This is a genomic window from Candidatus Electronema sp. TJ, assembly GCF_048287355.1.
GTDB lineage: Bacteria > Desulfobacterota > Desulfobulbia > Desulfobulbales > Desulfobulbaceae > Electronema.
This window is the reverse complement of sequence record NZ_JBLWEP010000008.1, coordinates 19,264-31,488: the sequence shown is the minus strand read 5'-3', so window position 1 is coordinate 31,488 and position 12,225 is coordinate 19,264. Positions and strand designations below refer to the sequence as shown.

12 protein-coding genes are annotated in these 12,225 nt (G+C 53.3%); 3 read left to right on the top strand and 9 right to left on the bottom strand.

Annotated elements, in window-relative coordinates:
• Window positions 1-69 precede the first annotated feature (69 nt).
• The 5 genes from ACNKID_RS01390 to wecB form a co-directional block, all read right to left on the bottom strand.
• Window positions 70-711 carry a porin family protein gene (locus tag ACNKID_RS01390; protein ID WP_417911640.1) on the bottom strand — a complete coding sequence of 214 codons (642 nt, stop codon included), beginning with the start codon at window positions 709-711 and terminating at the stop codon, window positions 70-72.
• A gap of 235 nt (window positions 712-946) precedes the next feature.
• Window positions 947-1,486 carry a 3-isopropylmalate dehydratase small subunit gene (leuD, locus tag ACNKID_RS01385; RefSeq protein ID WP_417911639.1) on the bottom strand — a complete coding sequence of 180 codons (540 nt, stop codon included), beginning with the start codon at window positions 1,484-1,486 and terminating at the stop codon, window positions 947-949.
• A 21-nt stretch (window positions 1,487-1,507) separates the two neighbouring features.
• Window positions 1,508-2,794: a 3-isopropylmalate dehydratase large subunit gene (locus tag ACNKID_RS01380; RefSeq protein WP_417911638.1), complete on the bottom strand. Its 1,287-nt coding sequence runs from the start codon at window positions 2,792-2,794 to the stop codon at window positions 1,508-1,510.
• 34 nt (window positions 2,795-2,828) lie between these two features.
• Window positions 2,829-3,167, bottom strand: a complete 339-nt coding sequence (locus ACNKID_RS01375) for a hypothetical protein (protein ID WP_417911637.1) — start codon at window positions 3,165-3,167, stop codon at window positions 2,829-2,831.
• Window positions 3,168-3,452: 285 nt separating this feature from the next.
• Window positions 3,453-4,580 (bottom strand): non-hydrolyzing UDP-N-acetylglucosamine 2-epimerase, encoded by a 1,128-nt coding sequence (gene wecB / locus ACNKID_RS01370; protein ID WP_417911636.1) that lies wholly within the window; start codon window positions 4,578-4,580, stop codon window positions 3,453-3,455.
• A gap of 34 nt (window positions 4,581-4,614) precedes the next feature.
• Here wecB and ACNKID_RS01365 point away from each other — a divergent pair, with 34 nt between their 5' ends.
• Window positions 4,615-5,718 carry a glycosyltransferase family 4 protein gene (locus ACNKID_RS01365; RefSeq protein WP_417911635.1) on the top strand — a complete coding sequence of 368 codons (1,104 nt, stop codon included), beginning with the start codon at window positions 4,615-4,617 and terminating at the stop codon, window positions 5,716-5,718.
• Complete coding sequence (locus tag ACNKID_RS01360; RefSeq protein WP_417911634.1) at window positions 5,636-6,952, top strand: lipid II flippase MurJ; 1,317 nt, start codon at window positions 5,636-5,638, stop codon at window positions 6,950-6,952. The genes ACNKID_RS01365 and ACNKID_RS01360 overlap by 83 nt, the downstream gene beginning before the upstream one ends.
• A gap of 9 nt (window positions 6,953-6,961) precedes the next feature.
• On the opposite strand, the gene ACNKID_RS01355 is transcribed toward ACNKID_RS01360, so the two are convergent.
• The 4 genes from ACNKID_RS01355 to ACNKID_RS01340 form a co-directional block, all read right to left on the bottom strand.
• Window positions 6,962-7,759, bottom strand: a complete 798-nt coding sequence (locus ACNKID_RS01355; protein WP_417911633.1) for a TylF/MycF/NovP-related O-methyltransferase — start codon at window positions 7,757-7,759, stop codon at window positions 6,962-6,964.
• Entirely contained in the window at window positions 7,707-8,543 is an 837-nt protein-coding gene (locus tag ACNKID_RS01350; RefSeq protein ID WP_417911632.1) for a class I SAM-dependent methyltransferase, read from the bottom strand. The genes ACNKID_RS01355 and ACNKID_RS01350 overlap by 53 nt, the downstream gene beginning before the upstream one ends.
• Window position 8,544: 1 nt before the next feature.
• Entirely contained in the window at window positions 8,545-9,327 is a 783-nt protein-coding gene (locus ACNKID_RS01345; protein WP_417911631.1) for a D-alanyl-D-alanine carboxypeptidase family protein, read from the bottom strand.
• A gap of 407 nt (window positions 9,328-9,734) precedes the next feature.
• Window positions 9,735-11,399, bottom strand: a complete 1,665-nt coding sequence (locus ACNKID_RS01340; RefSeq protein WP_417911630.1) for a hypothetical protein — start codon at window positions 11,397-11,399, stop codon at window positions 9,735-9,737.
• A 179-nt stretch (window positions 11,400-11,578) separates the two neighbouring features.
• Between ACNKID_RS01340 and ACNKID_RS01335 the strand changes: the two genes are divergently transcribed.
• Window positions 11,579-12,225 (top strand): XTP/dITP diphosphatase (locus ACNKID_RS01335; RefSeq protein ID WP_417911629.1); only part of this gene is annotated, 647 nt, incomplete at its 3' end.

Genomic DNA, 12,225 nt, shown 5'->3' with positions numbered 1-12,225 from the left:
CATGTCGGCAGAAAAAGAAAAGGCTGCCCAGCTGGGCAGCCTTTTTCTCTTTTCCGCCAAGGCGTTCTGTCAGTTCAGCTTGAAGACCATGCCGACCTCGCCGACCTTGTCTTCTGAATCAAAGTCATACGCTCCGCCGACAAAGCCGAGAATCTGCGGGTTGAACCAATAGCCGAGCTTGCCGGACACATTGACGCTGTCATCGCTGTCAACGTTGAAGTAGTCAAGACCGGCGCGGAGAAGAATTTCCTTGGTGGCCTCGAACTCCACGCCGCCGCCTGCGCCAAAGCCGACATTGGTGTCATCCTCGCTGACCTTCAGGCCCATGACCGAGGCTTCGACCTCTGATTTGATCACTGCCAAGCCTGCTTTCAGATAGGGGTTGCAGCGCTGGTTCGGTCTGAAGGAGTAGACCAGATCGCCGCCGCCGCTCAAGGCGTTGGTATCAACCTCAATGCCCCTGTCGTTGCCGTCCGCCCAGGCATAATCAACCGACAGCTCCAGATCCACATTGGCGTTCAGATTGATGTTGCCGAAGCCTGACAAGGCGGTGGCATCATCAAATGCCTCCATGTCGTCGCCGAAAGAAATCATGCCCAGCGAGCCGCCGACATAATTTTTCCCCCGCAGGGTGTCAGCATGAGCTGCTCCGGCAAAAGCGATGCATGCCGCGACCGCGCCTGCTGCCAATACGCTCAGTTGTTTCTTCATATTCCGCTCTCCTTTTTGGGTTATGGTGCTGCAAAGACGGCCAGACAGATGAAAACGCCGCATCCAGCCGCTGCCTGTGGCATAAGCATTGTAGCTCCTGCGGCGCAGTTCGTCAATTGCCCGAATTGCGCCGCCGCTTTGTCCGGCACATTTCCTGCGGAGACTGGCGGCGGAGCATCATGAAGGAAACACCGTGCGCGTTGCAGACAAGGACAAACACAGCGCACCTGCCTCTTCAATACTTCCCATCCGCATAGGCCAACCAGCCGCCTGCGGCCACCAGCTCCTTGTCAAAGGCGTTCATGCTGAAGCCGCATTCGAGCCTGCCGCATTGTCCGCTTTCAGCCAGCACCTTGTCGGCTTGCAGATCAACGCTGATCTTCACGCCGCTGCTGTTGCCGGCCAAAGAGAAGAGCCGGTCTATGTCCGCTTTCGCCAGCTCCACCGCGAGTATGCCGCAGTTGAACATGTTCTGGCGGAAGATGCGGGCAAAGCTCTCTCCAATCACCACGTTGATGCCGTTGACTTCCAAGGCCCAGACCGCGTGCTCGCGCGACGAGCCGCAGCCAAAGTTGGAGCGCGTCACCAGCACCTCGGCAGCTTGGAAAGCCGGGTTCTTGGTGTCGAACTCCTTGCCGTCGAGAAAGAGGTCTTCCAGCAGGTGCGGCTGCAAGGCCCGCTTAGTAATCTCGGTCAGATACTTGGCCGGAATGATCTCATCGGTGTTGATGTCGCTGCGGTCAATAAAGTATGCGGAACCGCCGAATTGCTTCATAGCGTCGTTCTCCTGCGGGAATCAGTTGAGAAAAGAAACCGGATCGGTGATCTGGCCGGTCACAGCAGCGGCGGCGGCGGACAACGGACTCATCAGATGCACCATGCCGCCCTTGCCCATGCGCCCGTTGAAGTTGCGGTTGGTGGTCGAGGCACAGGATTCGCCTTCGGCCAATACTCCGCTGCTCATGCCCAGACAGGCTCCGCAGGTGGGATTGAGCACACAGAAGCCCGCGTCCATGAAAACCTTGATCAGCCCTTCGTCCAATGCCTGCGAGTAGATGGCGGGAGTGGCGGGCGTGAGGATGCCGCGCACGCTGTCGGCAATGGTGCGGCCACGGAGGATGGACGCGGCGGCCCGTATGTCTTCAATGCGCCCGTTCGTGCAGGAGCCGATGTAGACCTGATCAATCTTGGTGCCAGCCAGCTCGCCAATGTCTTTGACCTGATCCGGCTTGTAGCCATGCGTGACCTGCGGTTTCAGGCTGGAGACATCAAGCGTCAGCGTTCCAGCATAGACAGCGTCAGTGTCGGAATGCCACCAGAGGAAGGAGGATGCCGCCTCCTCGACCGAACCGAACTCGTTCTGAATGAAAGGCCAGAGGTACTCCGCCGTGGTTTGATCAGGCAGGCAGATGCCAGAGGTCGCGCCAGCCTCAACCGCCATGTTGCAGAGAGTCATGCGCGAGGACATGTCCATCGCCTCCACTGCCGGGCCGCAGAACTCCATCACTTTGTCCGTGGCCCCGTTGACCGTGAGCTGCTTGATGATGTGCAGGATCACGTCCTTGGCATACACCCCTTTGGGCAATGCGCCCGTGATCTCAATCTTCATGGTCTCAGGGGCGCGGAAGGCGCAGACCCCTTTCAGAATGCCGACCTCCAGATCCGTGGTGCCCACGCCTGCGGCAAACGCGCCGAAGGCTCCGTGCGTGCAGGTGTGCGAGTCGCCCATGATGACCGTGTTGCCGGGACGGATGAAGCCTTTCTCCGGGAAGAGGGCATGGCAGACACCGTTGCGGCCCACGTCAAAGAAATCCTTGATGCCATGCCGCCGCGCCCAGTCGCGCATGATCTTGGCCTGCATGGCGGTCTTGGAGTCTTTGGCCGGGGTGACATGATCGATCACCGCCTTGATCTTGCCCGGATCAAAGACCCGGTCCATGCCTTTCTCCATCAGGTCCATGATGGCTATCGGCGTGGTGATCTCGTGGCACATGACCACGTCTATATCTAATACCATGCTGCCTGGCGCGGGGGTGTCGCGCAGGTGGGCAGCGAATATCTTTTCCGCAATGGTTTGACCCATTCTATATTCTCCTTATGAGTTGATTTACAGCAGGTCATGCTTTGGAGTCGCTCTTGGCCTTGCTGATAGCAGCTTCCAGCTCTTGCAACTGTCCTTTGCTCGACAATTTGACTACCTGCGTAGTTGCAGCTGTGCAGACAGTCACCACTGCACACGGAACCTTTCTCTTATGGCAAACAGCAAACCATGCTGCTGGAATAAGGCATGAAAGGCTGCACAGAGGATGAAAGAAGAGAATCAGGAGTACGCCAGGCACGAGCAGAGGATACACGCACATAGGCAGATACTCTTCTTCTCTCAGCTTGACTGACACAATCTTGCTCAGTTCAAACTTCCCTTCTTCCGTGATCAGAAACTGCTTGGTGAGCTGCATCACCCGCCCTGTTAAAGAACCTCGCGTCCTTCCCGACTGAAGCCTATAACGACAGGGCTATATTACCTTTCTCCGGCGGATTTGGCAACCGCCCAATGCTTGCGGCAGCGCGGCCTGCCGAATCCCATGGCCATGAGTTCCTGAAGGTCATGCTCATGACAGTCTGAAGGTCATGTACATGACTGTCTGAGAGTCATGAGCATGAGTGTCTGAAGGTCATGCACATGACATCCTGACACTCATGAGCATGAGAGCCTGGAGGTCATGGCCATGACTTTCAAATGTTCAGGATTTTGGGACCTGCCGCAGGATTGCCGCAATCCGTTCCGCCGCATGGCCGTCGCCGTAGGGATTGGCTGCCCGGCTCATTTGCCCGCACAGCTGCGGATCGTCCAGCAGGCGTTCTGTCTCCTGGACAATGCGCGCTGTGTCTGTGCCGACCAGCCGCACCGTGCCTGCGGCCACCGCCTCAGGCCGTTCAGTGGTCTCGCGCAGCACCAGCACCGGTTTGCCTAAAGAAGGGGCTTCTTCCTGCACGCCGCCGGAATCAGTGAGAATAAGTTTGGCGCAGTTCATGGCATGAACAAAAGGGGCGTAGTCCAGCGGCGGAATTAGGTGGACGTTTGCTTTTCCACCTAAAAGAGAGTACACTGGCGCCTGCACGTTGGGGTTGAGGTGCACAGGATAGATGAAGTCCAGCTGCGGGCGTTGCGCCGCCAGCAGGGCAATGGCCTCGCAGATGCGCTGAAAGCCGGAGCCGAAGTTCTCACGCCGGTGGCCGGTGATGAGCACAAAGGGCCTGCGCTCGCGGATGACAGAGCCAGCGCCGCCGAAGACATCGCCCCAGTCCTGATTCATGAGGATGCGGTCGCGCACCCAGAGCAGCGCGTCAATCACCGTGTTGCCTGTCACATGGATGCGCTCTGCGGCAATGCCCTCGGCCAGCAGATTGCGGCGGGCCTGCTCGGTCGGCGCAAAGTGCAGGGCAGCCAGGCGGGAAGTCATGGCCCGGTTGCCTTCCTCCGGGAAAGGCGCATGGAGGTCATGCGTGCGCAGCCCAGCTTCCACATGGCCAACCGGGATGCGGAGATAAAAGGCGGCCAGACTGCCGGCAAAGCAGGTGGTGGTGTCGCCCTGCACCAAGATCATGTCGGGCTGCTCGGCTTGAAGCACATCGCGCAGAACAGGCAGCATGCGGCTGGTGAGATCAAACAGGTCCTGCCCGTCCTGCATGAGATTGAGGTCATAATCCGGGCGGATGGCGAACAGCTCCAGCACCTGATCCAGCATCTGCCGGTGCTGGGCTGTGACGCAGACTCTGGGCGTGAAGGCGGCATCTGCCTGAAGAGCCTGGATGACCGGAGCCATCTTGACAGCCTCAGGCCTGGTGCCGAATATGGAAAGAATCTTCATGGGCTGTGTATAACCGATGCGGCCTCAACATTCAATGCTGTCTGACAAGGCTGAGACATTTCGCATCCTGACCTGCTACTACCGGCCCAAGCCGGGAGGATTCTGCAAGCGGCTGTTCAGGGGCATCAGCGCCTTGCTGGACGCGGGGCACACGGTGCATTATCTGGCTGTGGTGCCGTTTCCCATTGCGCATCCGAACTGCCATTTCCACCGCTTCCCCTGGCCGGAGGAACGCACGTCGGGCTATTTGTTCTGGGGATGTTTCCACCTGCTTGCGCCGCTGCTGCTGCTCTGGCTTGGCTTCCGTTATCGGATAGACCGGGCCTTCGCTTTTGGACATACCTACGCGCTGTTCCTGCAGCCGCTCCGACTGGCGAAACGTGTGCCACTGACACTGTTTCTGCGTGCGGACACGGTGAGAAATCATGAGATCAAGCAGCGCGCTGGCATATTGATCAAGCTGGAGCACTTGCTGGAAGGCTTGGGAATCACAGGAACCCGCATGTATGCGGTGTCGGAAGCCTTGCTGAAGGACACTCTGGCGCGGCACGAAACCTTGAAGCCAGCAGCAAGCGGAGTGCTGAGGAATGAGATTCCAGTGCCCGGCACGGCCAAGAAGACACGGGAGCTGCGGCTTCCTTTGCGGGCAGCCTGCGTCGGCGTGCTGGAGCCAAGGAAGAACCAACGGCTGCTGCTTAAGGTGTTTAAAGAGATCAGCGCAGAGCAGGCGCAGCTGTATTTGTACGGCACTGGCCCAGATGAGCAGCTCTTGCGGGAGCAGGCAACGCGGGAGAATCTGACAAACCGCGTTCACTTCATGGGCTGGGTGCCTTCAGAGCGCATCTGGCCGGAGGTTGATCTGCTGCTTATGCCTTCCCTGCATGAAGGTGCGCCGAATGCGGTGCTGGAGGCATTGGGGCATGGTGTTCCAGTGTTTGCCAGCGATATCCCTGAACATGCGGAGATATTGCCGGAGCACTATTTGCTGTCTGCGTCTTGTGCGGACTGGAGAAACTTAGTAACAGAAGTGATAAAGAAACAAGAGATGATCAAAGATGTCGCAGTTGCTCAGAAGGGCTGCGCGAGGGAATTGTTTTTCAATTGGAACAGCGATTTTGTCCAACGTATCGTTAAGTAAATTTGAGCCGCTGCTCATCACAGCGGTGAATATAGCTGCCCGCGCAGTTCATCTGGTGTTTTTCATAGCGATAGGGAATAAATATGGCTCAACAGCTCTGACGGACAACGTTATCGCGCTGCTTGCGCCTCTTGTGGTCTTAACAAGCGTTGCGACCGGAGCCGCTGATACTGTTGCAATGCCTGTGTTTCACAGAGTGAAGAACAAGGACGAAGCTGCATATGTATATCGTTTTTTCTCGAAAAGGATCGTGGTATATATATCACTGCTAAGTATTGTTATCTGTTTCGCTTCAAGCTTGGTGTATAAAAACAACAACTATTATTTAATATTCATTCTATTTTTAATCCCTGTTCTTGCATCGCTGTCCGCACTTAAGGCTGGAGTTTTGAATGCAAGCAATCGATTTCAAGCAGCTGTTTCAGGCACGTTATCTGGTGCCGCCGCCGCAATACTTTTCCTTCTCATAACTCCCATTCATATTTATTCATTTGCGTCAAGCTTTTTAGCATTCGAAGCTGGAAAACTGGCTTGGTTATCTTTCTTTAAAGATATTTCTTCAGGTGGGAGATCCCAAAGAACGGATTCAAGTGAAAAGATTATTCGATGGGGATATAAAAATACAAAGATACAACTCTTAGCCTCGTTTATTATGGCTTTGATTTATCCTGTTGACATTTGGTTTGCGCAGACTGTTAAAGAAGTAGGAGCCGTCACCTTTGTTGAGTATGCAAATAAACTATGGAATATAGTTCCTTTGCTCTTCACAGGACACATCGCAGTTACGTATGCCGCGATGAGCAAGACTGCAAGCGCATCAGAAGAGTCATTTAAAAAGATCAATGTTCACAGCATCGCAGTGCGCTACCTTGTCTTAGGAACTATCACAGGAATTTTAATTATATCTACATCTGATTATCTTGTTAGCTTATTATTTGGTTTTGGAAAAATTACAGCTCAACAACAAACTGTCCTGTCTGGCTTATTAGAAAGTTATCTTTTTGGTTCTGGATTTTACATTGGAGGTTTAGTCTATGTCAGAGCCTTGAGTGCGGCAGGAAAGATAAATATACTGCTAATAATTGCTACATATAGCCTGTGTTGCAATATTGTACTTGATGCTATTTTAATTAAAATAGCAGGGTTAATTGGTATTGGTTTTTCAACAAGCATTGTTTATTTGTCTAATTTTTTACTATTCACATATTGGCATAAGAATATGATGATAAAGTAAATCAGTTGATCATCCAAGTCCCCTCGAAGTTTTCGTTCCTTTTATAAGAAAGCCTCCTCCCCCAGATAGAGATAGCATTTTTTCTTCTTTGTCTTCCAAAAAAGAATCTACAGCCTCTGTTGCCCCAGGACAAGTGGTACATCCATAATCATCACATAAAATAACCCCCCCCCTACTCATTCGAGAATAAAAAAAATTGAGACTATCGAGAGTAGGAGCGTATAAATCTACATCTATATGAACAAAACAAAAACTTGATGATTCTACACCAGAGAAGCATTGTGGTATCCAGCCCTTATGGATGCTAATTTTATTAAATTTTGACAAATTATCTTTCAACACATCTAAAGGACACGATAAGTCTCCTTTGCTCCAATATTTTCCATCCTTCTTTAATGGCGTAGAAAGCCCCTCGAATGAATCGAACAAATAATGAACTCTTCGGAAGGATTTATTCTCTTGATTAAGTTTACAAATTATATATGAACCTGCTCCTTTATATACTCCGCATTCAGCCGTATCCCCTGGTATATTTTCAGTTAATCTCATTATTTGATACAGCATCCACCGACGATCCGTATTCAATCCTTTTTTTTCATTAAACTTATCAAGATATTCATTGAATATAATATCATTCCACCATTCCATATAAGGCCATTTAAATCTATACGAAGGAACTAGCAGTCTGCTGATTCTACGTAAGACTTCAAACCGAAAGAGCAACGCTTCTTCTTTCGATAGATGTTTTATAACTCTAACAATACCCATCTTTAATGTTAATTTTTTGTTTGATAAAAACAAATTCATTGCATCCCATCCCATTCTTTGTTTTTAATTCTTTCAATACAAACGCTCTATCTCTATAAAAACAAAATATTTGTTCTGGACTTGCGACCTCGAATGGATAACCACCTATCCAATCAATAATATCATGTAGTATCGACATGCCTCTCTTCTTCTTGTAATCAATCCAATGCTGCCAAGGGGCATGACCAGTAACAATCTGTTTTACCATCATAAGTAATTCAAAAGGACTCCAGATAAAAACAACATAAAATGGACGTGTAATAGCTGGCAATTTATTGTATATTTTTTTAATCCCCGTCCATACTTTGCTTATAATTCCTTGGTCGTTGTAGATAGCTATAAAAATATACCCTCTTTCCTTGACTAAAGGAACAGTATTTTCTAACGCCTGCCACATTGAACCCGTATGGTGCAAAACTCCCCACGAATAAACCACATCATAGACACCGATATGGCTTAAATATTGCTTATCGAGCACAGAACCTTTTTCTACAGTCCAATTTTTATGGTCAGGGAAAAATCGCTGCCTTAACTCTCTCGTGCAATCTACACTGTGTAAGTCATAATCAAAAGAAAAAATTTTTTCAGCTCCAAGCCGGGCTGCTGCTAAAGAAAAAAGGCCACTTCCAGAACCAATATCTAAAAAAGATTTTCCTTTCAAATTGTCAATTTGAAGCATTTTTCGAAGAGATAATTCTGCTTCATTTATACGCTCTTCGTTTATCGTTTCAAGAAAACGACTCCAATTTTTTCCGAAAGCGAAACGTTCTGTTGAGATATCCATCCTACTGCACCTTCAACGCCTTCGCCTGCTGCTGCTTGGCGAGCTGCGCCATCCTGCCCCGCTCTTTTTTTTCAAATCCGTAATCGACCAGCCGCCGGATGTCGTTCCACATGCTTTCACTGCCCATGATGGCGATCACAATGCTGTCGCCGTCCCGCTCGAATTGCCCGACATAGGTCTGTCTGGCTTGGCTGGTGTAGCCAGTCTTCCCGCCGATCGCGCCATCCACCTGCCAGAGTGCTTTGTTGTGGTTGCGCAGAGGCTTGCCGTCAGAGGTGCTGAGCAGCCGCTCTCGCATCCGTCTGGCAAACTCCCTGTCCTGCATGGCGTGACGGAATATCTCAGCCAGATCACGGGCGGTGGACTGCTGACCTGAAGCGGTGAGGCCGGAGGCCGTACGGCAGACGGTGTTTCTTGCCCCCCACAGTGTGGCGTGCAGGGTCATCAGGTTGGCGAAATCCTCCTCACTGCCAGCGATTTTTTCCGCCAAGGCTACGCTGGCATCGTTGGCCGAGGACAGCAGCACCGCGTTGATCAGGTCGTCGGCTTTGTACTGTTTTCGCGCGTTCAGATAAATTTTTGATCTGGGCATGGACTCCGCATGGGGGCTGACCTCAACCGGCTCATGCGCCTGCAGCCTCTTCAGGGCAATCATGCCGGTCAGCACTTTGATGGTCGAGGCAGGCTGTCTGGGCTTGTCCGCCTCTTTGTCGAACAGGGTTTCTCCGGTGCGGGCATCCAGAATGACGGCACTTTTTGAGGAAATCCTGCCGACATCATCCATATCAGCCGAATCTGAATAAATGACTTGCGAGCGAGACGCAGTCTTCCTCTGCTGTGCTGCCGCAACAGCAGGCTTTCTTTTCGCTGCGGCGGACGCGGATAACCCAGCTGTCGCTATCTGAGACCGTGTCTTTTTTCTCCCCTTAGGCGTAAATTTTTCAGTCTGTGTAGCCTGAGGACGTTTCTTCGCACCGCTGCCAAAAACAGGAACAGCTTCGACCGGGACAGGCGGCAGACTTAGCAGAACTACAGACAGGAACAGCAGAAAATAGCGTTGCATGGAATGGCTGGAAGATGAGTCAATAATATGATTCCCTTCTTTTTAAATATCTTCTGACTGCTGAGGTGTCAAGCGTTTTTGGGATGCCTCAGTTCTTATTAAGAATAATTCCCGCATTTTTCCGGCAATCATTTTTCTATCTCCCGACACGGCGCATGGCAGAGGACAAGCGACATATCAAGATGTTGCTTGTCGAAATTTGCCCATGCTGCGGCCAGTTCGACCGATTGCATCAGCAATAGAATTGCCTCCCGCAGGTGCTCTGACGCACCCGCCTTTGTCCCGGCAAGGGCGGCGGTCAGCCAGTCCTTGGCCTTGCGAGCCTCGGCAGCCAGTCGGGCCGGGCGAGCCGCAAAGGTCAGCACGCTGGCGGCGGCAAGCTGGTCAGCCAATTCTGAGCCAAGGCTGTCTCGGACAGCGTGGGACACCACAGCCTGCTTTTCGGTCAGCAGAGCCTTCAGTCCAGCAGGGCCATTAGCAATATACAGCATGTCGCCGGTCAAGGCAATAGCGGGCTGCGCGGCCTCGGCGGGCAGGAACCGCCAGTAATAAATGGCATGGCCATCCGCCTCAGCGGTTTGCTCCTTGGCGAAACCTTGGCGGCTGATCAAGCTGCGAAGCCGTTCTGTAATCAAGCGGGCGGGTTCCGCCTGCCGCATTTGAAGAAAGATCGTCAGCTTGGGCAGGAGGGAAATACCTGCGCTGACGATGCCGCTCATGGCCAGCCCTGCCTGCGGCCCGACGGCAGTCATTATTTCATCAAGAGAAAGGCCCAGCTTCTGCCGCAACGTTTCCGGGCGGACATTAGTCCATGCAAGCAGAGTTTCAGCGGTTTGCCGGTCCAAAGCGGCGGTCCACAAATACAAAGGAACCGTCTCCGTCAACAGGGCAAGGACTTTCCTGTGTTCGCTGGCCGCGATGCGCGTTACCATCAGACTGTGTTCGGCTCGGAGGCTGAGCTTCAGCCTGTCATGCCGTGCCACAATCAGGCCGCTCAGACTGTGGAAGGAATCCAGCCGGGCAGCGATGTTCCCTGTCTCGGCCTGCTCCAAGGCGGCCAAAAGCGGGGGAAGGCGTTTGGGGTTGAGGCTGAACTGCAGCAGGCTGCGGCCCGCTGTTTCTTCCTGCCAGAATTTTTTCGCCGCAAGGAAAAAGGGCTGCTCCCTTAGGCGACCGCCCGCTTTCTTTTGGGCCAACGCGGCGGCTATCTGCTTAGGATTGAAGGCAAGAATCAACACCCCGTCCTTGCCATAGCCATAAAGGAAGCCGCCATCCTTCAGACGAAGGCGGGTCAACTCAAGACCATCCACCGTCTCTTGGCTGAACTCGTTGCTCAAGGTGCTGGCAATACCGCCGATGATGCCTGCTGACGACGAGCTGCCGAAAGCGACAAGGGAATCGCGCAGGGCTTGAGCGGGATTGCCCTTAAGCAGCACCGGGTCAGGAGGCAGCAGGGCGAATGCGGCATCATCACCGAAGAGCAGCTGAAAGAACGGATTGCTCAGAATATCCGCCAAGCTGTCATGCAAGGCCTCGTAGCGGAGAATCGCTTCTTCTTCCGCACCCTGCTCGGCCAAGACCGCCCGCATGACCGGCTTGGCGAAAAACTTGCCTGGCGCGGAAGCGGGGAAAGTCTTCGCCAAGCCCTTGAGGTCAAACAGACTGACTGTGGCCACAGTCTCCGCAGGCAGATGATCAGCATAATAAAGGCTGTCAGCCGGGCGCGGCAGGAGCTGCCACGCCGCCGCTGCGGCGCAAGTCAGCAGCAGGGCGAGTGCCGCGATTTTTTTCATGGCGTTCAGCTCGTTAAAAGAGGTGGCTGCGCAGGAGGAAACGGCGGAAGCAGACGAATTGTAGCCGAACCCGGTGCAAAGTCAATGCGCATCAGGTATGATGGGGGCGATCCGAAAATGTTTTTCATGCATTCATCATCAGGGCGGGCGAGGAGCAGGCCGCCCTCAGGAGGCTTTTTATGAACAACATCATTGTGCTCGCCACCAGCAATGAAAATAAAGTGAAGGAGCTGCGGGCACTGCTCAAAGACGTTGCGGTGGATATCCGCTGCCTGAAGGATTTCGGCCCCATGCCGGAGGCGGTGGAGGACGGCACGACCTTTGAGGAGAACGCCTATAAAAAGGCCCTGCACTACGCCCGCATTCTCGGCCTGCCCGCGCTGGCTGACGACTCCGGCCTGTCCGTGGACGCACTGGACGGTGCGCCGGGCGTGTATTCGGCCCGCTACAGCGGCGAAAAGGCATCGGACTGGGACAACTGCGAGAAGCTGCTGCGCGAGATGGAAGGCAGGAGCAACCGCGCCGCCCGCTTCGAGTGCGTCCTCTCGCTGGCAGTGCCGCATGGTCCGGCATTGACCTGGGAAGGACGCTGTGAGGGCCGCATCACCGAGCAGCGGCGGGGAGAGACGGGGTTCGGCTATGATCCGGTCTTCTTGTATGAGGACTTCGGCAGAACCTTCGCCGAGGTGAGCATGGAGGAGAAAAGCCAGGTCAGCCACCGGGGCAGGGCGATGCGTGAATTCGCGGCGGAGATTGACAGGGTGCTGACATGGCTCAATCAGCGGATGAGCGAGATCAAGCCGCCCAAGCCCGATCATGCCGAGTT

Coding starts and splice junctions, on each gene's coding strand:
- ACNKID_RS01390 (WP_417911640.1), bottom strand. CDS start 711: ATGAAGAAACAACTGAGCGTATTGGCAGCAGGCGCGGTCGCGGCATGC.
- leuD (WP_417911639.1), bottom strand. CDS start 1,486: ATGAAGCAATTCGGCGGTTCCGCATACTTTATTGACCGCAGCGACATC.
- ACNKID_RS01380 (WP_417911638.1), bottom strand. CDS start 2,794: ATGGGTCAAACCATTGCGGAAAAGATATTCGCTGCCCACCTGCGCGAC.
- ACNKID_RS01375 (WP_417911637.1), bottom strand. CDS start 3,167: ATGCAGCTCACCAAGCAGTTTCTGATCACGGAAGAAGGGAAGTTTGAA.
- wecB (WP_417911636.1), bottom strand. CDS start 4,580: ATGAAGATTCTTTCCATATTCGGCACCAGGCCTGAGGCTGTCAAGATG.
- ACNKID_RS01365 (WP_417911635.1), top strand. CDS start 4,615: ATGCTGTCTGACAAGGCTGAGACATTTCGCATCCTGACCTGCTACTAC.
- ACNKID_RS01360 (WP_417911634.1), top strand. CDS start 5,636: ATGTCGCAGTTGCTCAGAAGGGCTGCGCGAGGGAATTGTTTTTCAATT.
- ACNKID_RS01355 (WP_417911633.1), bottom strand. CDS start 7,759: ATGAATTTGTTTTTATCAAACAAAAAATTAACATTAAAGATGGGTATT.
- ACNKID_RS01350 (WP_417911632.1), bottom strand. CDS start 8,543: ATGGATATCTCAACAGAACGTTTCGCTTTCGGAAAAAATTGGAGTCGT.
- ACNKID_RS01345 (WP_417911631.1), bottom strand. CDS start 9,327: ATGGATGATGTCGGCAGGATTTCCTCAAAAAGTGCCGTCATTCTGGAT.
- ACNKID_RS01340 (WP_417911630.1), bottom strand. CDS start 11,399: ATGAAAAAAATCGCGGCACTCGCCCTGCTGCTGACTTGCGCCGCAGCG.